The following is an 18,989-nucleotide window of genomic DNA, read 5'->3' as shown; positions in this document are numbered from 1 at the left end:
TTAACTTAAGAGATTTAATCAAATATTATAATTTATAGATAAGGTTTATATATAGGTGAAGAAAATATTTTACATTTCTCAAGTTTTAAATATGAATATATGGGCATAATATAAATGTATTTTTATATTATATCAAGGAGGAATTATGAGTTTAGCAATTAACAAACTTATTAGTAGTTTAATTCAAATCGTTTTATTTTCACTTATACCATTTGCTTATTGGTATTTTAAAGTTAGAAAAAATCAGAAATTTACAGAATGGATAGGGCTTAAAAGAATTAAAAGGGTAGACAAGACTTTGATATTATCAATATTTATAGTAACCATTATCTATCTAATAATAGGCATAATTCTTCTAAATAGTCTAAGTGGAGTTAATAATGCAACTAGCGAGTTTGCGGGACTTAGATTCAAGGCTATTTTGCCTATTATAATTTATGCAGCCCTTAACACTGCTTTACCTGAGGAGATTTTGTTTAGGGGATTTGCACTTAAAAGGCTAGTTAGTAAAATAGGATTTAATAATGGAAATCTTATACAATCAATATTGTTTGGACTGGTTCACGGAGTGATGTTTTTTCCTATTGTAGGTGTATTAAAATCTCTTTTAATTATTTTTGTTACAGGGTGTATAGCCTATGCTATGGGATATATCAACGAGAAGTTATCAGAGGGATCAATTATTCCAAGTTTTATCATACATACAGTGTCTAATTTAGTAGCTGGTTTATATGTTGCATTTTTTCTTTAAATTTAGTAAGACATGAGCTTAGAGTTTATCTATAGCCTATGTCTTTTTTATTTTTATAAATTAATTATGGATATGTATTCTGATAAGATAAATATAAGGACTTTTAAACAAGAATCCAAGTAAATTAAGATAATATAGAAAATATAATAGGACACCTATAGATAGAATGAAAATCTATAATCTAAAAATAAACCGACATCAGATTTTGTATGTTGTTTTTTTTATGCGACTTTTATTGACATATTAGATTTTATCCATACTGACCACTTAAGCCATGTGGAGACCATAGCGGTGATACAAAAGATATAAATTTAGAAATCCTGCATTTTAAGCAGTTTTATAAGCATTTTGTTTTCGATAAAGATGAAGAAGGATACGTCAAAAAGACTCAAAAAAACTACATGGACGTAAGAGTAGTTTTGAGACTGGTATGAGGAAACACAAAAAATAAGATAAACTCATTTTGTACTTTCTACAAGAGTGGCTTAAAAAGCTGCTCTTTTTTTATTGAAAGGGAGTAAGGATTCGTTACATCCTTTTCAAAATACAAAACTCTAATAGCCAACTTTACATATTCGCTTTTATAACATATAATAAAAGCGTAAACGAGAGGAGGTGGACTATGGATACACTTAAAGAATATATACAAGAAAATTTAGTAATCACTAACAAAGAAGCAGAAAAACTTGGATATACTAGGCATAATTTATCAGAATTAACAAAAAGCGGACAATTAGAAAGATTAAGACCGGGACTATATCAATTAAAAGGAAAAGTAATAGACGATTTTGTTTTAATATCATCTAATAGTAATCGAATTATATTTTCCCATCAAACAGCCCTATACCTCCACGACCTATCCGACGGGACTCCAAATGTATTTCATATATCTGTACCCCAAGGATATAATGCAAGCCATATCAAAAAAAGATATGAGGATCTACAAGTTCACTATGTAAAAAAAGATTTATACGAACTAGGAAAGACAAAAATTAAATCGCCACAAGGCAATTTTATTGCAGTTTACGATATAGATCGAACAATTTGTGACATCATAATCGACAGAGAAAAAATAGATAAGCAAATTTTCACAGAAGCCTTAAAAAGATACTTCAGATCACCAAATAAAAATCTAAGACGACTCATAAAATACAGTAGACTATTTAAAATAGAAGATGAAATTAGGAAATATATGGAGGTATTATCGTGATTAATATAGAGAGTATAAAGGGCAAGATAAGAAGTCTTACAGAGAAGAAAAATAGTATAAACATGTGATGCTATAATATTTGTATTAGCATTATCGGGTATAATTTAATAAATCTTTGTACAATTTAAATGAAAAGTGGTAGGAATATGGATATAATGAAATCTTTTAACTTAGCAATAGACTATATTGAAGATAACTTGACTGATGAACTTGATGAAAAGGAAATAACACAGATAATAGGATACTCATTTCCAATGTTTTCAAGAATATTTTCAATCACATCAGGATATTAATTATCTGAATATATAAAGTTAAAAAGATGACAAATGCTGCAATTTATTTAAAAAATTCAGATAAACGAATTATAGATATCGCAATAAAATATGGCTATAATTCTCTTGATTCTTTTGCCTTAGTTTTTAAAAATTTTCATAAGCTAACTCCAGGACAAGTAAAAAGAGGACAAAAGTATCAATATTTCCCAAGAATCTATTTTTCAATTTCAGTTCAAGGAGGAAATCAAATGGATATTAAGATTGAGAAAAAGAAAGCGCTTAAAGTAGAAGGTGTTAAATCGGATGTAACTAAAAGTTCAAATTTCCCAAAAGTTTGGGATAGACTGGTTGAAAAAGTACCAAGAGAAAAATTTGAAGAGTTTGGTAATGTAAAATCTTTGTCGTAGGATATGATTATATAATGGATGAAGAAGATTCATTTATATACTTAGCTGTTTTTAGACTGGATTAATGAAGTTATGAAAGAGATATATGTTTATGACAAGGAAACAGTTGAGATAGTTTGGAAATTATATTACTATTCTTATGAAGTGTTACTTATTGTATGTTGACTAATTGTATTCAACAGTGATAAAATATTAAAAGAATAGAGGTAGTGTATAATGGATATCATAGAAGTTTTTTCTAAAAACGTTAAAAAATATCGAAATGAAATGGGTTTATCACAAGAAGCTTTTGCTGAAAAATCCGGATTGCATAGAACATATATAAGTGCATTAGAGTGTAAAAAAAGAAGCATTGCTTTGGATAATGTACAGAAAATAGCAGATGCTTTAGAGATAGAAACATATTTATTATTTGTTGAAGACCCAGAAAAAAAAGAAAGGAGGGATGTTTAAAAATGAAAGGATATGAATTGCCAATAGAAATCGTTATTAGAAGACTTGGTTTTAAAAATTCTAAAAATCTTATTTATTATAGTGAATTTAATGATTATGACTATAATCATCATATATCTAAAATTGTTCATGAGATAAAACCGTACGCAATTTATTTTATAGATGGAAACCCATTCATTCTTTTTTTTGACAATCTTTTCGATGAAGTTTCCTTTAAAACTATCAGTAAACAAGTTTGGAATGCACAAATTCCTGTTGCTATGCTTTGTGATGATCAAACAGTTAAAATATATAATGGATTTTCTTTGAATTTAACATCATATTTTCTTGAGATGGCAACGGAAATCCCGTTAGACACATGTTCTGTTGCAACGGAATTTTCCTATTTAGAAATAACAAACCCTATTTTCTGGGAAAAGTTTTCAAAAGGATTTTCAAATAATAAATTAAATAATTATTTGTTAGCTAATATTACTTATTTGACGGAAGAGTTAAAAAACACCTATCATATAGGCTTTGCTACAAAGTTAGTGTTGAGACTCATTTTTATAAGGTTTTTGATAGATCGAGGGGTTGACCTTGCTTATGAAAATTTTTCTGCTGATATTGAGCAATCAAAGAATGAACTTATGAAATACTTAAGGAACAAAAGTTCAATATACAATTTATTTAAATATCTAAAATCAAAATTTAATGGAAATCTTTTCGATTTAGGTAATGAAATTGAATGCCCCGAATTAACGCAAGATGTATTTAATATGCTTGCAGATTTTTTATCTGGAACTATTTCGATGAATGATGGTCAATTGTCACTATTTGCGCTGTATGATTTTAATATTATTCCGGTAGAGTTAATAAGTAATATCTATGAGATATTACTTGGGCGAGAAGCAAGAGCAAAAGATAATGCATTTTACACTCCTAATTTTCTTGTAGAATACATTTTGGATAAAACTACTTTAGGATTCTTAAAAGAACATAATAAATATACTATATTAGATCCTGCATGTGGGTTTCGTGTCATAATAGTGATAGAGGCAAATAGTTATGTAAATATAAGGAGTTCAAGACTTCTACCAAAGTTTAAAACTCAAAAAATAAATAGTTGGTGTGCTGCTTAGAGTATCCATTTTAACAATGGGTATTGTAAATAGCATACCAATAAAACTAAGGATTCTTTAAAGAGTCTTATTTTGTGATGAAAATTTAATATGTAAATCTCAGACGATAGAAAATCAAAAATTCTGTCGTCTTTTTTATTTCAAAGAAAGGAGGCAGGAATGAATTTTGATTATTTTTATAATAGGCAATCTGAGATGTACAACTTCATTAGGTTACCTATGGTATTAATGGAAGATGAGATTTTTGAGAACATATCTATTGAAGCAAAAGTTTTGTATTCATATATGCTTAATCGAATGGGCCTTTCATATAAAAATGGCTGGATAGATGAAGATGGAAAAGTCTTTATTTACTACACAATTGAAAGTATAAAAGAGCAATTTAATTGTGCGAGTGAAAAAGCAAATAAATTAATAGCTGAACTTGATATTAAATCAGGGATAGGACTGATTGAAAAGAAAAGACAAGGACTTGGAAAGCCTAATAGAATCTATGTTAAAGACTTTATGAGCATATTTACTAATATGGAATTAAAAAATCAAGAAGTTCGAAAAACAAAATTCCAGAAGTTCGATAATCGAAATTCAAGAGATTCGAATATCGAAAGTCAAGATTTTCGAAAATCGGAAGGTAACTATAACAATATTAATAATAATGAGTTAAGAAATAATGATTTTAGTAAAGGTCAAAAGCCTTATGGAATATATAAAAATATATTTTTGACTGATGAAGAATACAAGGACTTAACAAATGAGTTAGGAAGTAGAATTAGTGAATATATTGATAGGTTGTCATCTTACATGAAAGCAAATAACAGAGTTTATCAAGATCACAAGGCAACGATAATCAATTGGTATCTTAATGATCAGGCGAAAAGCATTAATGACAAATCAACAAGAAAAATGAATTACGATATAGGAGAGAGTTTATGAAAAACTTAAAAGATTTTGTATTAAGAGAAAATGATATTGAAAAAAATGGACATATCTATTGTAAATTATGTGGTAAAAGAGTCGATGGAGAATTACTTGACCTTGGATTTACAAAGTTTATTCCAAGAATTAAATGTGAATGTGAAATAAAAAGAGATAAGGAAAATGCAGAAAGAGAAATATTAACGAGAATATCATCGCTAAAAAAAGATTGTTTTTCATCGCCAAACCAACACCAATATACTTTTGAGAGATTTTTAAATGAAAAAAGTCAAGCCTATAAGGTTGCTTACAACTATGCTAAAAGCTTTGAACAAATGAAGGAAGACAATGTTGGACTTTTATTTTACGGAGATGTTGGCAGTGGAAAGACTTATCTTGCTTGTTCTATTGCAAATGAATTAATTGAAAGAGAACAAGTTAAAGTTAAGATTATGAATTTATCTCAGGTTATAAACCAAATACAAAAATCAGCATTTAAGCTAGATTCAAATGAAATTATAAATAACCTATCAAATATTCCCTTGTTAATATTAGATGACCTTGGAATTGAAAGGGATACATCTTATGCAAGAGAACAAGTATATAACATTATAAACTCAAGATACTTAAAAGGCAGGCCGACAATTTTTACTACAAACTTATCATTGGAAATTATTCAAAATCCTAATATTGAACTTGAGTATCAGAGGATATATTCAAGAATACTTGAAATGACAATACCAGTTAAAGTTACGGGAGAAGATTTTAGAAGAAAAATACATCAGGAGAAGTTAAGAAAATACAAAGAGTTACTTTTATATGGAGGTGGAATAGATGATTAATGAAGAAGTATCTAGGTCAAGTCTTAATCTTGAAGTGAGACTTGCAAAAGCAACAAGTAAAGCAATTCTCGATGCCTTAAAGAAAGTCCACAAGCAAATAGAAGAACAAGGAGGCTTGAAAAATGTAATAAAAAATAACGGAGAAGAAGTAAAACTAAAAGATATGGTTAAAAAGGGACAGTTAGAAGAAATTAATCTAAAAGATCCTGAGTTAAAAGAACTAAAGAAAATTTTAAATAAACACGGAGTGAAGTTTTCTGTTATGAAAGATAAGGAAACTGGCAACCACTCTGTGTTTTTTCAATCTAAGGATATAAAGGTAATGGAACACGCCTTTAAAAAAGCAGTTAAGGCTTCTGAAAGAAAGGCCGATAGAAAAGATTCAATAACGAAGACTATAAATAAGTTTAAAGATATGGCTAAGGACACCATTAGTAAAGATAAAGTTAAAAATAAACATAAGGAGCAAAGCTTATGATAAGTAATCTAAAAACATTTGAAAATAAGAATTTTGGGAAACTCACTGTTATAGAAAAAGACGGTGAGTTTTTCTTTATAGCTAATGAAGTAGCAACGATGTTAGGATATGTCAATCCAAGAAAAGCTGTTTATGACCATGTAGATGAAGAAGATAAGGGTGTAACGAAATGGAACACCCCTGGAGGAATACAGAATATTTCAATAATTAACGAATCAGGATTGTATTCGCTTATTCTTTCATCAAAACTACCACAAGCAAAAATATTCAAAGCTTGGGTAACTAGAGAAGTTTTACCAAGTATTAGAAAAAATGGAGGATATATAGCAGGACAAGAAAAGAAAACAAATGAAGAGCTACTTGCAGATGCAATTCTGGTAGCCAATAGAATTATTGCCGAAAGAGAAGAAGAGATTGAAGAATTAAGACCAAAGGCAGACTATTATGACAAATTAGTTGATTTTAACCTACTTACAAACTTTAGAAATACTGCCAAAGAATTAGGAATACCACAAAATCAGTTTATAAGTTTTTTAATGGATAAAGGATTAATTTACAGAGATAAGAAAAAGAAACTCTTACCTTATGCAGATAAGAATAAGGGATATTTTGAAGTAAAGGAATGGGTTGATCCATTAGGTACACTTGTAGGAATACAAACATTTATAACACCAAAGGGAAGACACTACCTACTAATTTTATTAGATAGTGAAGGTTTCTACGATGAATAAGATATTAGAAGCCATTCTTTCTGATATTAAAAACTTAATTAAAATAGACAACCCAAAGAAATTTATATTATCAAACATTCCTTATTTATCATTTTTTTACATTGGAAATATCTTTTCTAAGCACATCAATTCTTATGTTGGAGGAGATATTGTTGATAGAATAATGGTGGGAATTTCTGATATAGGAACTTTATCTTATATACCAAGCCTTAATCCAAGGGACTTGTTAGTAGGTATTTCAGTTGCTGGTCTTGTTAAGCTAACTGTTTATAGCAAAGGAAAAAATAAAAAGAAATATAGGCAAGGTAAGGAATATGGATCTGCAAGATGGGGAGAAAGTAAGGATATTGCTCCATATATTGACCCAAAGTTTGAAAACAATGTACTAATAACTAATACCGAAAGACTAACAATGAACTCAAGACCTAAAAATCCTAAATATGCTAGAAATAAAAATGTATTAGTAATAGGAGGTTCTGGATCAGGAAAGACAAGATTTTATGTAAAGCCTAATCTAATGCAAATGCACTCTTCCTATGTAGTAACAGACCCTAAAGGATTAACCTCTTAGGGACAGAGAAAATAATAAAAACTTGGAAAGGAGGTAATTCTCATGTCAAATATGAATAGAACAGGACAAACAGCCCTTTATGAGCGTTTAAGTCGTGATGATGAAATGCAAGGAGAAAGCAATTCCATCACAAATCAGAAGCAGCTACTTGAAAATTATGCTAAAAGAAATGGCTTTGTAAATATCTATCACTATACCGATGATGGAGTGAGTGGAACAACCTTTGATAGAGATGGATTTCAAAAGATGATAAAAGCAGTAGAAGAAAATAAAATTTCTACTGTGATAGTAAAAGATATGAGTAGGTTTGGCAGAGATTACCTCAAAGTAGGTTTTTATACCGAAATACTGTTCAAAGAAAAGGGAGTAAGGTTTATTGCTATCAATAACGGAATAGATAGTGAGAAACAAGCAGAAAGCGACTTTACACCATTTCTAAACATTATGAACGAATGGTATGCAAGAGATACCTCAAGAAAAATACAATCCATATTTAGAGCAAGAATGGAAGAGGGTAAAAGAGTATCACCAAGCGTTCCATACGGCTATTACAGAAACCCTAAGAACAAACAGGAGCTACTTGTCGATAAAGAGAGTTCAAAGGTCGTAAAACGCATTTACAGGCTTGTTATAGAGGGATATGGAGTAACACAGATAGCAGAGATACTAACCAAAGATAAAGTCCTTATTCCGTCAGCCTATGCAGAAATACATTATCCTGAAAATAATCATAGTTCCAAGAAAAGAGGAATAGACGATCCATATTTTTGGACGCCGACAACAGTTGGCTACATTTTGGAAAAAAGAGAATACATGGGACACACTGTTCTTGGTAAAACAATATGCCTTGATTACAAAACCAAGAAACGCAGAAAGGCGAAAGAAGATGAACTAATTATCTTCAAGAACACTCACGAAGCCATTATTGATGAAGAAACATGGAATAATGCTCAAAGGTTAAGAAAAACAGTGAGAAGAAGTCCAAAGTATGGAACAACATCAAATCCACTTACAGGACTTTTAATCTGTGCAGATTGCGGTGGTAAATTAAGTTACAGAGAGCCGGCAGAACATAAAGAAAAGAAATACGATTGTGATTATTGCTTTGTATGTCAACATTATAGACACAGAAAAGGAACTTGCAGTATCCACTACATCAAATTAAAAACAGTGAATGAAATTCTCTTAAAATCAATTAAAGAAATAACCAATTTTGCAAAAGAAGATAAGCAAGAGTTTCTAAAAGTGATGAATAAGTTATCTGATGAAAAAAGAGAAGAAAAGTATCAAGGAGATAAAGAGAAATTAGAAAAACTATCATCAAGAAATGCAGAACTAACAACCCTTATTACAAAACTATATGAAGACCATGCACTTGGAAAAATTCCTGTAAAACACTTTGATAGATTATTTAATGTTTATGATACTGAGCAACAAGATTTAGAAAAACAAATACAGTATTTTGAGCAAGAAATAGAAAGCTATCATCAGAGAAAAATTGACACAGATAAGTTCCTAAAAATGATAGAGAAATATACAGACATTGAGGAACTGACAGTACCAATGATAAATGAGTATATAGAAAAAGTTGTAGTCCATGAAGCCACAGGGGGAAGAAAAGGAAAAGACAGAAAACAACAAGTTGATGTGTACTTTAATTTTATTGGCAAGTTTGAAGTGTCACAAGAAGAACCTAAATAACTTATACAGGAAGAACTTGATGAAATAGATGGGCAACGAAAAAAGAAACACGAATACAATTATATATAATTGGAAGAGGTAAAAGAAAAGACGAAAATTGGTAGTATGTAATGATGGATTTTTGACGATTTTTGAAGAATATGATAAAATATTATAATATATGGAAAGGGAATTGTTATGAGAATTTATTTAAGAAATCATCCTAAGAACAAACTTAACTCTGTACAAATGAAACCGATGAAACATTGTACAGAGTATAGCAAATAAATTACATTTAAGATTTCATCGGGAAATACAAAAAATTAGGTCATTTAGTTGGCTTTGTTTTTGTGTGCATTTCTCGATATATAAATAGAATGTAAAAGGCTATAGGCAATGTTTTGTCTGTAGCCTTTTGTTTTATAAATTATTGAACAAAAGGCAGATACTATTTTGTATTTATGCCTTTTTTTGTTGCATAAATACAGAAAATAAAATATTGAGAAGTGGAGAAATTTTAAATGAACGAAAGCAGAATAAAAATTTTGAAGGAAGAAAATATTAATACAGCACTTTTTAAATTAGGTATGCCTAAGGTTATCAGTTTGTTGGTAGCTGCCTTATACAATGTTGTGGACACATATTTTGTGTCCGGACTTGGTAAAGAAGCAGTAGCTGCTGTTTCCGTTGCCTTTCCGATTCAACTTATTTTTTTAGGGATAGGATTAACATTTGGTGCAGGAGCAGGCTCTTATATATCAAGGCTACTTGGAGGAAATAATAAAAAAGAAGCAAGTATTGTAGCGACAGTTGCTCTACTAACAAGTGCAATTTTAGGGATAGTTACAGCTATTGTATTGTTTTGCTATTTAGATGGCGTTTTGAAATTTATGGGAGCCATACCATCTATTATTGAAATCTCTAAGTCTTATACAGGGATATTCATAGTAGGTGGCATTTTGGGTGCAATAAATGTAACGGTTGGTAACTTAGCTGTTGCACAAGGGGCTGCTAAAATTTCTTTGAAAGCCATGATTTTAGGCTCTATATCAAATATGATTTTAGATCCGATATTCATATTCGGACTTAATTTAGGAGTGAGAGGTGCAGCTATTGCGACACTCATAGCCAGAGTGATAACCAGTCTAATGTATCTCATTTACTTTGTAGGAGATAAAAATTTAATTGAGATAAAGTTACCTAACTTTAAACCAACAGTTGCAATTTACAAGGAGATATTAAAGATAGGTATATCCATGTTAATACTTCAAATTCTACAAACAATATCTATCAGCAAAATATCTTATGCAGCGTCCTTTTATGGAGAAGAAGCAATAGCTGCAATGGGTATTGTTCTTAGGATTGTAACATTAGGAACAAATGTTGTATTCGGATATATGAAAGGACTTCAACCGTTAGCTGGATTTAATTACGGAGCTAAGAATTATGAAAGAGTGAGAGAAGCTATAAAGGCAAGTGTTAAATGGACAAATGTATTTTGTGTAGTGTGGACTGTGATGGTTTATATATTTGCACCAAGTATATTATCTATATTTGGGACTGATGAAAATGTATTAAATATAGCAGTGCTGGCATTACGAGCAGCCGTAATTATGTTTATAACATTTGGTTTTCAGTTTACTTACTCTACCTTGTATTTGTCTACAGGAAAGGCGTTAGGGGGAGTATTTCTAAACTCATTGCGACAAGGAATTGTGTTTATCCCTATCATTTTATTGTTGCCTAAACTTATGGGATTAAATGGTGTTATATATGCTCAAACAATTTCAGATTTGATAACAACAATCATCACAATTCCTTTTGCTATTAGCATTCATAAAAAATTAAGATTAGCAATAAAAAACAATTTGTAATTAGGAATTACATCTGTTGATTAAAAAATAAGGAGGCATCTAAGTGTAGAAATAGCTAAGGAGGTAATGTGAATGAGCGTATATTCATATTTTTTAAATAGATTATGGTTGATAATGCCTTTTTGGTTCGTTTTTATATGAATATTTTCTTGAACAATTAAATAATCTAATAACAATAAGAGTTAATTTAATTGTTATTTTCGGAGGACTTTTTACGTCAAAGTGTAGAAGTCCTCCTTTTTTATTCTCAAAAAGCAAAACAGAGAACTTAAAAAAGGAGGATAACTAAGTGGCTAAAGAATATTACCTTTATGTGAAAGGCAAAGCCGTACCTGTAAGCGAAGAAGTCTACAAAGCCTACTGGAAGATAACAGAGCATGAAAAGTATCTCCAAAGAAAAGATTGGAAGTATAATGTTATATCATTTTCGGTACTGGATTATGACGGACACTTTGTAGATAACATCATAGATGAAAAAATAGACTTAGAAAAAATTGTAGAAGTAAAAATGCAAATTGAAGAACTTCATAGAGCATTAAATACTCTAACAAAAGAAGAACAAGAGTTAATGGAAGCCATCTTCTACAGAGAAGAAAGTCTAAGGTCAATCGGTAAAAAAGAAAAAGTAAGCTATCAAACAATTGGAAAAAGGAGGGATAAAATTTTAGAAAAACTGAGAAAGATTTTAAAAGATAAAATCTAAGAGTAGAAAGAGAAAGGCTATTTACCCATAAAAAGGTATTTAGCCTTTTTCAATACAAAACATTAGAACGGAGGAAATGACAATGAAAGAATTAGATAATGTAATCAGCCAATTAGAAAAAGAAACTAAGAAAAAAGAACAAGCAGAAAATAAGATTAAGTTATTAAAACAGAAAAAAAGCAAACTGAAAAGAAGTGCAGATACAAAAAGAAAAGTAGAGAAAGGTGGAGTATTTGAAAAGTTTGAAAGACAAATAACAGGTGCAGAAGAAAATACAGATAATGATTTAATCTATGCCTTTTTAGACTATGTATTTTCAGATAACAGATATAGAGAAAAATTAAAGGAACTAACTGAAAAGCATTTAAGCGAAAAGGGAATATCTTTAGAAGAAACTTCAAATACTGAAAATGAAAACAATGGGATAGACGATGAAGAAACTGAAAAGGACTTGGAAGAATTTGAAGATGAGATATAAGCAATCGGAAAAATTAAATAAGAAAATTAGAGCATAGCAGAGTGAAATCATTTTAACACTTTGTTTTTTTGTTGATTTGAAAAATCTACAAAAAACAAAGTCCACAGGGGTTAAGGGGGAGTAGCCCCATTGAACAAATAAAAATGCTTTAGCGTTTTTGTTTCCTTAGCGGAGCGTATAGCTTTCTGAAAGAACGCAAAGCACCGAATGTAGTCGGTGTATCTTTGCGCCCTTTGAAAAAGGGAGCGAAGATACTTCCGACATATAGAGATAAGAAAACAGTTAAATAAAATATCGAAAGAAAGCAAATGAGCAGATGAAAGTAAGATAACCTATCTGCTAATTCTAAAAATATTAAAGCAGAAAGGAGCATACCATAAATGGAAGCAAAAAGTTTGCATACCCATGTAGATATAGTTACAAGGTCAAAAGGAGCAAGCGTAATTGCGAAAGCTGCATATAACGCAAGAGATAAATTGAATGATGAACACTATGGAAAAGTTCATGACTATTCTAAAAAAGAAGACCTTGTATTTTCAAAAATATTTCTGCCTGAACATATCCCTAAAAAATTTTCAAACAGGGAATATCTATGGAACAGTGTAGAGAAAATAGAGAAAAGCAAAAATTCACAGCTTGCAAGAAATTTACTTTTTACACTTCCAAGAGAATTAAATCAAGAAGATAGGATAAAACTCATCAGTGAATTTATTGAAGAAAATTTTACTTCTAAAGGAATGATAGCGGACTGTAATATCCATAATCCCTTAGCAAGCGATAACGAAGAACAACCACATGCCCATATCCTACTTACTCTTAGAGAAATTGATAGTGAGGGAAAATGGAAACCCAAATGCAGAAAAGAATATATCCTTGATGAAAACGGAGAAAAGATAAAACTAAAAAGTGGAAACTATAAATCAAGAAAAGTAAATTTAAATGATTGGAATGAACCTGACAAGGCAAAAAAGTGGAGAGAAGATTTTTCTAAAAAGGCTAATGAATATTTAGAGAAAAACGGAATTGACAAAAGAATAGATCCACGCACCTTTGAAGAACAGGGAAGAGAAGAACTTCCACAAATACATTTAGGAACAGCAAGCTATCAGATGGAGAAAAAAGGAATTAAAACCGAAAGAGGAAATCACAACCGAAAAATCATAGCTTTTAATTTGGAGTTTAAGAAATTAAAAGAAGAACTATCAAAACTTACTTTTTGGATAGGATCATTAGTTGGAAAACTTCAATCCAAGTATGATGAATATAAGCAAGAGAAAAAAGACGAACTGGAGAACAAAGCAGAACTCTTTAATCTCTATGAATACATTTCTATCTATCACGACTTACAGGGAGAAAAAGCCAAAGAATTAAAGCCTTATGCAAGCAATAAAAAGATGGCTGCTGACCTTAGAAGATTTTCAAAAGCAATCTATTATCTTAGAGATAATAAGCTACAAACCATAGCAGACTTGCAAGAAAAAATAGGCACTCTTCAATCAGAAAATAAGAACATCCATCAAGAAGTTAAAGTTAAAAGCAAAAGAATAGAAAACTTAAATAAGTGTTTTACTTATGCAGATATTATCAAAGACAACAAGGCAACCTACGATGAATGGAACAATAAAACTCTATTCAAAGATAGCTTTTACAATTCCCATAAAGAGGAAATAGACAAATACAAAAGAGCAAGGGCAATCCTTGAAAAAATAACAGGCTCATCTGCGATTAAGAGCAAAGATTGGCAAAAAGAAATGAAAAGCCTTGAAGATGAAATTACTAAGCTCAATAAAGACTCTCAAGCTATCAAAGAAGAATACGAAAATATTAACCATATCAAATATGCGGTAAAGATAGTCAATGATGATTATGGAATAGATTCATCTATAGAGATAGACAAGGCAATTAAGCGTGGAGAGAAACCAAGCGTAATTGCACAGATTAAAAAGTACCAAGAGCAACAGGAAAAATACGAAAAGAAAAAAGAAAAAACAAAAGATTATTATAGAAATGAGGAAAGGTAGGATATTTTAACTTTATAGGTAACTGTCAAGTGGCATATAAAGCTAATATAGAAAAAAAGGCGTAAAAATGGTATAATATTAGTTAATGTTAACAAATAAATTGCAGTTACGGAGGTAAGTAATGTTGAGATTAAGACCTTATAATATAAATGATGCAGATACAATTCTTTCTTGGAGTAAAGATGAAATGTCTTTTTACAAATGGTCTGCTGGTGTTTTGGGAGAATATCCAATAACAAAAGAAAAATTTGATTTTGTTAATAATCTAATGGCTTTTACAGCTATTGAAGATGATAATATAATAGGTTTTTTTACAATGAGAAGACCTTTAGAAAACTTTGATGAATTGAGGTTTGGTTTCATAGTTGTTGACCCTTCACATCGTGGCAAAGGATATGGGAAGGTAATGCTTCAGTTAGGTTTAAAGTTTGCATTTGAAATCTATGGAGCAAAAAAGGTTTCATTAAGCGTTTTTGAAAATAATGAACCAGCATATTTATGTTATAAAGCAGTTGGTTTTGATGATGTAATTCTTGATAAAACAGAAAAATATAATGTTTTGGGAAAAGAATGGGAATGTAAAGAATTGATGATTGAAAATAGGTAAATCCAATTTTGTAAATTGAATAATTTAATAATAACTAACACAGGAACAGTAAATCAAAAAAGGTTTACTGTTTTTTCTTTGCCTAAAAAACGGAAAGGAGGACTTATGGAAGAAGAAAAAAGAGAAATAAAAGCACCACCTAATAAACAGTTAATTATGGATATTGGAAAGACAAAATACACTGTAAACCTACATTTCAAGCAAGGAACAGGCGAAACATACAAAGATAAAATACTAAAACTAATTAATAGGGAAGCGGAAAAGATATAAATTTATCAAAGAAATTTTGTTTATGTCCTTGACAAATCTTCCCAAAAGGGACACTTGTGTTAGAGTGTGGAAAAATGCTTTATGAAAATGGATATGACATAAAGATTTTAAACACAATAAACTTTAAAAAATCTATGAAATACAATCCCTTTGCATATTTGAGAAGTGAAAAAGATATTTTAAAGCTTGTCCAAACAATTATTGCTAATACCAAGGGAGATGGAGAAAAGGCAGGAGAAGATTTCTGGGTAAAGGCTGAGAAGCTATATTACACTGCTCTCATCGGTTATATCTATTATGAAGCACCAGAAGAAGAAAAGAACTTTAAGACACTTTTGGATATGATTGACGCAAGTGAGGTTAGAGAAGATGACGAAACCTATATGAACCCAATTGATAGGCTCTTTGAAGCTCTTGAAAAGAAAGACCCAAGTCATTTTGCAGTTAAGCAATATAAGAAATATAAGCTGGCAGCAGGAAAAACTGCCAAGTCAATTTTAATATCATGTGGAGCAAGACTTGCACCTTTTGATATAAGAGAGCTTAGAGAGCTAATGAGTGAAGATGAACTAGAGCTTGATAAAATTGGAGATAGGAAAACTGCCTTGTTCGTAATAATATCAGATACAGATGATACCTTTAACTTTGTAGTTTCAATAATGTATTCCCAATTATTTAATCTACTATGTGATAAGGCAGATGATGTGTATGGTGGAAGACTTCCAGTTCATGTAAGATGTCTACTTGATGAGTTTGCAAATATCGGTTTGATTCCTAAATTTGAAAAACTAATAGCAACAATTCGTTCAAGAGAAATATCAGCAAGCATAATACTGCAAGCACAATCTCAATTAAAAGCAATTTACAAAGACCATGCAGATACAATAGTTGGTAACTGCGACTCTACACTCTTTCTAGGAGGAAAGGAAAAAACAACAGTAAAAGAGTTATCTGAAACCTTAGGAAAAGAAACCATAGACCTATACAACACGTCAGAAACAAGATCCAACCAAAAATCGTTTGGACTAAATTATCAAAAGACTGGCAAGGAACTTATGAGCCAAGATGAAATAACTGTAATGGATGGTGGTAAGTGTATATACCAGCTAAGAGGAGTAAGACCTTTCTTGTCTGATAAATTCGATATTACAAAACATAAGAATTATAAGTTATTGGAAGATTATGATAAGAAAAACTTGTTTGATGTTGAAGAGTATTTAAAAAACAGAGATAAGGTAAAGTTAAAATCAAGTTATAAAATAAATAGGTTAAACATTTGATTTTACGGAGAAAGCAAAATGTGTGAAAATAGAAAATCATCTTTAATTATATTAAATATAAATGGTGTGCAGTTTATTTTGGAAAGTGATACAGAACTCACAATGGATAAGAAAAATTATATTGAAGCAATATGTGAGACAATGTACGATGAAAGTAATGAATGGTATGAAGATATATATGATATGTCCCCATATGATATTGCTGAGCTATTTGAAAAAACAGTAAAAGAAGAAGTAGGAATAACTGTTACATTTAAAGCGATAGACCTTGAAGTATCGATTTTAGAAGACTAGAAATAAAGTGTTGATAGGCGATAGAAATTAAAAACTCTATCGTCTATTTTTATACTCAAAATTAGGAGGTAAAAATGGTAAGGATAAGAAGCCCCACAAAACAATTTAATATATTAGACATTTAGCGATTGAAATATAAGTTCAGTCGCTTTTTTAATTGAAATTTATAGATTAAGGAGAAGAAATTAATGGATAGAGAAATGATAAATATTAATGCAAATTTAGTTAAGGAAGCTGAATTCTCAGAATTTGAAAAAGATGGAGAAAGTGTTCAGGTAGCAAATTTTGCTCTTGTTAAAAATTATGGAAAGGGCAAAGAATATACAAATTGCTCAGTATATGGAGAAAAGGTAGAAATTGCAAAAGAATTTGAAAAAGGAGATCTAATCCATGTCTTTGGATATTTCAAAGAAAATAAAAAAGGAGATAAGGTCTACAATAATTTTATAGTTAAATCACTAAATAAAATAGAAAATAAGAAAGAAAACGAGGAGGAATAATATGGAATTTTTTACAGCTGGAGTTGGAGTTTTAAAGACACTTGTAACTGCAATTGGTGCAGGTTTAGGAGCATGGGGAGTTATTAACTTGATGGAAGGTTATGGTAATGATAACCCTGGTGCTAAATCTCAAGGTATTAAGCAATTTATGGCAAAATAAGGACGGAATAACACAACAAATTCTCTAAAACAAATCACTAAATCAATGTAAGATTGAATGAAGTCAATATTTATGCTATAATTAAATAAATCTAATGAACAGAAAAAGAGGGATATTATGGCACTTAACTATAAACCATTATGGATACAGTTAGCAAAAAAAGGTTTAAAGAAAACTGATGTAATAGCTATGGCAGGACTTACAACAAATGTTATGGCACAAATGGGCAAGGATAAACCAATTACATTTAAGAATTTAGAAAGAATATGTAAGGCTCTATCTTGCACCCCTAATGATATTATTAGTTTTGAAGACAATTTTAGTGAAGAGGATTAGAAAATGAGTTTAAGGACAGAAGATCAAGTCAGGGATTATGCGAAATTAGTATTAGGCTTTGATGAAGCTGAAGAAAATGTTGATCAAGGGACTGGTCAAATAACTACTTTTAATCAATTAGGGTTTAAAGGATATTCAGATAAGCCAGATGGTTGGTATTTACCTAAAAACATGAATGATGTAGCAATAATCCTTGAAACAAAATCAGAAGAAAGAGATATTAGCAAACAAATTTTTATTGATGAGCTAATGAAAAATATAGACATAATTTCAAGCAAATATAAAAAAACTGTTGGAATTTTGTACAATGGCAAAGAAATCGCTATATATAAAAACAAGGAACTCATAAGAGTAGCTAATAAACTTCAACACAAGCAATACTATATTGATTTGTTTAAAGAAAATTATATAGATAAAAACAAAATTTTCACTCTAACAAAAAGAATAAATGATTTACTACACTTTAAATTCGGAATTAAGAATTTATATCATAGAATGATATTTACAGCTTCAGCCTTGGTAGTAGAAAGGTTTGGCGGCAATCTTGAAGCAATAAAAGATAATGGATATGAACCATTTAGAAATAAAATATATGATACTTTAGCAAAATCACTTCAAGATCATAGAAAACAAAATCTTAAAATAGATATTTTGCTTGAGGTGTACAGTGAAATAAAAATGAACATTGTAGAAAATCAAGATGATATAAATACATTTATTGACTGTATCATAGAAATCGCAGAGTCCATAAACTCAGATAACTGGAACGGCGAAGATGTAATGGGCATTTTCTTTAATGAATTTAATAGATACAAGAAAAAGTCTGAAAGTGGTCAAGTATTTACCCCAGAGCATATCACTTCATTTATGTACGATTTACTAGAGATAACTTATAACGACCGTTTACTTGACGCTACTTGCGGGTTTCGTGTCATAATAGTGATAGAGGCAAATAGTTATGTAAATATAAAGAGTTCAAGACTTCTACAAAAGTTTAAAACTCAAAAAATAAATAGTTGGTGTGCTGCTTAG

General features: G+C 30.2%; 22 protein-coding genes and 2 pseudogenes. All 24 read left to right on the top strand.

Features of this window, described 5'->3' with window-relative positions; all coding sequences use genetic code 11:
- The first annotated feature begins 145 nt into the window (after positions 1-145).
- Complete coding sequence (locus K8P03_RS10425) at positions 146-751, top strand: CPBP family intramembrane glutamic endopeptidase (protein ID WP_223420569.1); 606 nt, start codon at positions 146-148, stop codon at positions 749-751.
- Positions 752-1,373: 622 nt separating this feature from the next.
- Positions 1,374-1,961 (top strand): type IV toxin-antitoxin system AbiEi family antitoxin domain-containing protein, encoded by a 588-nt coding sequence (locus tag K8P03_RS10420; RefSeq protein ID WP_060802422.1) that lies wholly within the window; start codon positions 1,374-1,376, stop codon positions 1,959-1,961.
- A gap of 128 nt (positions 1,962-2,089) precedes the next feature.
- A complete protein-coding gene (locus K8P03_RS10415; protein ID WP_223420568.1) occupies positions 2,090-2,254 on the top strand; it encodes a hypothetical protein in 165 nt (54 codons plus the stop codon).
- Between the two features lie 26 nt (positions 2,255-2,280).
- A complete protein-coding gene (locus K8P03_RS10410; protein ID WP_223420567.1) occupies positions 2,281-2,643 on the top strand; it encodes a helix-turn-helix transcriptional regulator in 363 nt (120 codons plus the stop codon).
- A 216-nt stretch (positions 2,644-2,859) separates the two neighbouring features.
- On the top strand, positions 2,860-3,096 hold the full coding sequence (locus K8P03_RS10405; RefSeq protein WP_060802421.1) for a helix-turn-helix domain-containing protein: 237 nt from the start codon (positions 2,860-2,862) through the stop codon (positions 3,094-3,096).
- Between the two features lie 2 nt (positions 3,097-3,098).
- Positions 3,099-4,217 (top strand): N-6 DNA methylase, encoded by a 1,119-nt coding sequence (locus K8P03_RS10400; RefSeq protein ID WP_223420566.1) that lies wholly within the window; start codon positions 3,099-3,101, stop codon positions 4,215-4,217.
- A 159-nt stretch (positions 4,218-4,376) separates the two neighbouring features.
- Positions 4,377-5,150: a replication initiator protein A gene (locus K8P03_RS10395; protein ID WP_223420565.1), complete on the top strand. Its 774-nt coding sequence runs from the start codon at positions 4,377-4,379 to the stop codon at positions 5,148-5,150.
- The gene (locus K8P03_RS10390; protein WP_223417571.1) at positions 5,147-5,974 is read left to right on the top strand and encodes an ATP-binding protein; all 828 of its coding nucleotides are present in this window, start codon (positions 5,147-5,149) and stop codon (positions 5,972-5,974) included. Before K8P03_RS10395 ends, K8P03_RS10390 begins: the two co-directional genes overlap by 4 nt.
- The gene (locus K8P03_RS10385) at positions 5,967-6,452 is read left to right on the top strand and encodes a PcfB family protein (protein ID WP_000606600.1); all 486 of its coding nucleotides are present in this window, start codon (positions 5,967-5,969) and stop codon (positions 6,450-6,452) included. The genes K8P03_RS10390 and K8P03_RS10385 overlap by 8 nt, the downstream gene beginning before the upstream one ends.
- Complete coding sequence (locus tag K8P03_RS10380) at positions 6,449-7,183, top strand: phage antirepressor Ant (protein WP_017644371.1); 735 nt, start codon at positions 6,449-6,451, stop codon at positions 7,181-7,183. The genes K8P03_RS10385 and K8P03_RS10380 overlap by 4 nt, the downstream gene beginning before the upstream one ends.
- Positions 7,176-7,742, top strand: a pseudogene (locus K8P03_RS10375) (type IV secretory system conjugative DNA transfer family protein); the annotation flags it as partial. The gene K8P03_RS10380 and the pseudogene K8P03_RS10375, both read left to right, overlap by 8 nt.
- 54 nt (positions 7,743-7,796) lie before the next feature.
- Entirely contained in the window at positions 7,797-9,455 is a 1,659-nt protein-coding gene (locus K8P03_RS10370; protein WP_000069113.1) for a recombinase family protein, read from the top strand.
- Between the two features lie 500 nt (positions 9,456-9,955).
- Positions 9,956-11,308 (top strand): MATE family efflux transporter, encoded by a 1,353-nt coding sequence (locus K8P03_RS10365; RefSeq protein WP_223417565.1) that lies wholly within the window; start codon positions 9,956-9,958, stop codon positions 11,306-11,308.
- 289 nt (positions 11,309-11,597) lie between these two features.
- Positions 11,598-12,011: a sigma factor-like helix-turn-helix DNA-binding protein gene (locus K8P03_RS10360; RefSeq protein ID WP_223417564.1), complete on the top strand. Its 414-nt coding sequence runs from the start codon at positions 11,598-11,600 to the stop codon at positions 12,009-12,011.
- Positions 12,012-12,093: 82 nt separating this feature from the next.
- Complete coding sequence (locus K8P03_RS10355) at positions 12,094-12,489, top strand: hypothetical protein (protein ID WP_223417563.1); 396 nt, start codon at positions 12,094-12,096, stop codon at positions 12,487-12,489.
- 380 nt (positions 12,490-12,869) lie between these two features.
- Positions 12,870-14,510: a MobQ family relaxase gene (gene mobQ / locus K8P03_RS10350; RefSeq protein WP_223417562.1), complete on the top strand. Its 1,641-nt coding sequence runs from the start codon at positions 12,870-12,872 to the stop codon at positions 14,508-14,510.
- A 121-nt stretch (positions 14,511-14,631) separates the two neighbouring features.
- On the top strand, positions 14,632-15,117 hold the full coding sequence (locus tag K8P03_RS10345) for a GNAT family N-acetyltransferase (protein ID WP_084230741.1): 486 nt from the start codon (positions 14,632-14,634) through the stop codon (positions 15,115-15,117).
- Positions 15,118-15,222: 105 nt separating this feature from the next.
- Positions 15,223-15,387 (top strand): transposon-encoded TnpW family protein, encoded by a 165-nt coding sequence (locus tag K8P03_RS10340; RefSeq protein ID WP_223417560.1) that lies wholly within the window; start codon positions 15,223-15,225, stop codon positions 15,385-15,387.
- A gap of 41 nt (positions 15,388-15,428) precedes the next feature.
- A pseudogene (locus tag K8P03_RS10335) lies at positions 15,429-16,667 on the top strand (VirD4-like conjugal transfer protein, CD1115 family); the annotation flags it as partial.
- Between the two features lie 18 nt (positions 16,668-16,685).
- Positions 16,686-16,961 carry a hypothetical protein gene (locus K8P03_RS10330; protein ID WP_223420564.1) on the top strand — a complete coding sequence of 92 codons (276 nt, stop codon included), beginning with the start codon at positions 16,686-16,688 and terminating at the stop codon, positions 16,959-16,961.
- Between the two features lie 188 nt (positions 16,962-17,149).
- Positions 17,150-17,461: a single-stranded DNA-binding protein gene (locus tag K8P03_RS10325; RefSeq protein ID WP_223420563.1), complete on the top strand. Its 312-nt coding sequence runs from the start codon at positions 17,150-17,152 to the stop codon at positions 17,459-17,461.
- A 1-nt stretch (position 17,462) separates the two neighbouring features.
- On the top strand, positions 17,463-17,621 hold the full coding sequence (locus K8P03_RS10320; protein WP_004825242.1) for a Maff2 family mobile element protein: 159 nt from the start codon (positions 17,463-17,465) through the stop codon (positions 17,619-17,621).
- A gap of 117 nt (positions 17,622-17,738) precedes the next feature.
- Positions 17,739-17,957 (top strand): helix-turn-helix domain-containing protein, encoded by a 219-nt coding sequence (locus K8P03_RS10315; protein WP_004825248.1) that lies wholly within the window; start codon positions 17,739-17,741, stop codon positions 17,955-17,957.
- Positions 17,958-17,960: 3 nt separating this feature from the next.
- The gene (locus K8P03_RS10310) at positions 17,961-18,989 is read left to right on the top strand and encodes an N-6 DNA methylase (RefSeq protein ID WP_223420562.1); all 1,029 of its coding nucleotides are present in this window, start codon (positions 17,961-17,963) and stop codon (positions 18,987-18,989) included.

The sequence above is a fragment of the Anaerococcus murdochii genome (genome assembly GCF_019957155.1).
GTDB classification, from domain to species: domain Bacteria; phylum Bacillota; class Clostridia; order Tissierellales; family Peptoniphilaceae; genus Anaerococcus; species Anaerococcus murdochii.
The sequence above is the reverse complement of the archived record's forward strand: the minus strand, read 5'-3'. Positions and strand labels throughout refer to the sequence as shown.

What these genes read in the sequence shown, in the direction of transcription:
- K8P03_RS10425 (WP_223420569.1), top strand. Translation starts at nt 146, where the DNA reads ATGAGTTTAGCAATTAACAAACTTATTAGTAGTTTAATTCAAATCGTT.
- K8P03_RS10420 (WP_060802422.1), top strand. Translation starts at nt 1,374, where the DNA reads ATGGATACACTTAAAGAATATATACAAGAAAATTTAGTAATCACTAAC.
- K8P03_RS10415 (WP_223420568.1), top strand. Translation starts at nt 2,090, where the DNA reads ATGAAAAGTGGTAGGAATATGGATATAATGAAATCTTTTAACTTAGCA.
- K8P03_RS10410 (WP_223420567.1), top strand. Translation starts at nt 2,281, where the DNA reads ATGACAAATGCTGCAATTTATTTAAAAAATTCAGATAAACGAATTATA.
- K8P03_RS10405 (WP_060802421.1), top strand. Translation starts at nt 2,860, where the DNA reads ATGGATATCATAGAAGTTTTTTCTAAAAACGTTAAAAAATATCGAAAT.
- K8P03_RS10400 (WP_223420566.1), top strand. Translation starts at nt 3,099, where the DNA reads ATGAAAGGATATGAATTGCCAATAGAAATCGTTATTAGAAGACTTGGT.
- K8P03_RS10395 (WP_223420565.1), top strand. Translation starts at nt 4,377, where the DNA reads ATGAATTTTGATTATTTTTATAATAGGCAATCTGAGATGTACAACTTC.
- K8P03_RS10390 (WP_223417571.1), top strand. Translation starts at nt 5,147, where the DNA reads ATGAAAAACTTAAAAGATTTTGTATTAAGAGAAAATGATATTGAAAAA.
- K8P03_RS10385 (WP_000606600.1), top strand. Translation starts at nt 5,967, where the DNA reads ATGATTAATGAAGAAGTATCTAGGTCAAGTCTTAATCTTGAAGTGAGA.
- K8P03_RS10380 (WP_017644371.1), top strand. Translation starts at nt 6,449, where the DNA reads ATGATAAGTAATCTAAAAACATTTGAAAATAAGAATTTTGGGAAACTC.
- K8P03_RS10370 (WP_000069113.1), top strand. Translation starts at nt 7,797, where the DNA reads ATGTCAAATATGAATAGAACAGGACAAACAGCCCTTTATGAGCGTTTA.
- K8P03_RS10365 (WP_223417565.1), top strand. Translation starts at nt 9,956, where the DNA reads ATGAACGAAAGCAGAATAAAAATTTTGAAGGAAGAAAATATTAATACA.
- K8P03_RS10355 (WP_223417563.1), top strand. Translation starts at nt 12,094, where the DNA reads ATGAAAGAATTAGATAATGTAATCAGCCAATTAGAAAAAGAAACTAAG.
- mobQ (WP_223417562.1), top strand. Translation starts at nt 12,870, where the DNA reads ATGGAAGCAAAAAGTTTGCATACCCATGTAGATATAGTTACAAGGTCA.
- K8P03_RS10345 (WP_084230741.1), top strand. Translation starts at nt 14,632, where the DNA reads ATGTTGAGATTAAGACCTTATAATATAAATGATGCAGATACAATTCTT.
- K8P03_RS10340 (WP_223417560.1), top strand. Translation starts at nt 15,223, where the DNA reads ATGGAAGAAGAAAAAAGAGAAATAAAAGCACCACCTAATAAACAGTTA.
- K8P03_RS10330 (WP_223420564.1), top strand. Translation starts at nt 16,686, where the DNA reads ATGTGTGAAAATAGAAAATCATCTTTAATTATATTAAATATAAATGGT.
- K8P03_RS10325 (WP_223420563.1), top strand. Translation starts at nt 17,150, where the DNA reads ATGGATAGAGAAATGATAAATATTAATGCAAATTTAGTTAAGGAAGCT.
- K8P03_RS10320 (WP_004825242.1), top strand. Translation starts at nt 17,463, where the DNA reads ATGGAATTTTTTACAGCTGGAGTTGGAGTTTTAAAGACACTTGTAACT.
- K8P03_RS10315 (WP_004825248.1), top strand. Translation starts at nt 17,739, where the DNA reads ATGGCACTTAACTATAAACCATTATGGATACAGTTAGCAAAAAAAGGT.
- K8P03_RS10310 (WP_223420562.1), top strand. Translation starts at nt 17,961, where the DNA reads ATGAGTTTAAGGACAGAAGATCAAGTCAGGGATTATGCGAAATTAGTA.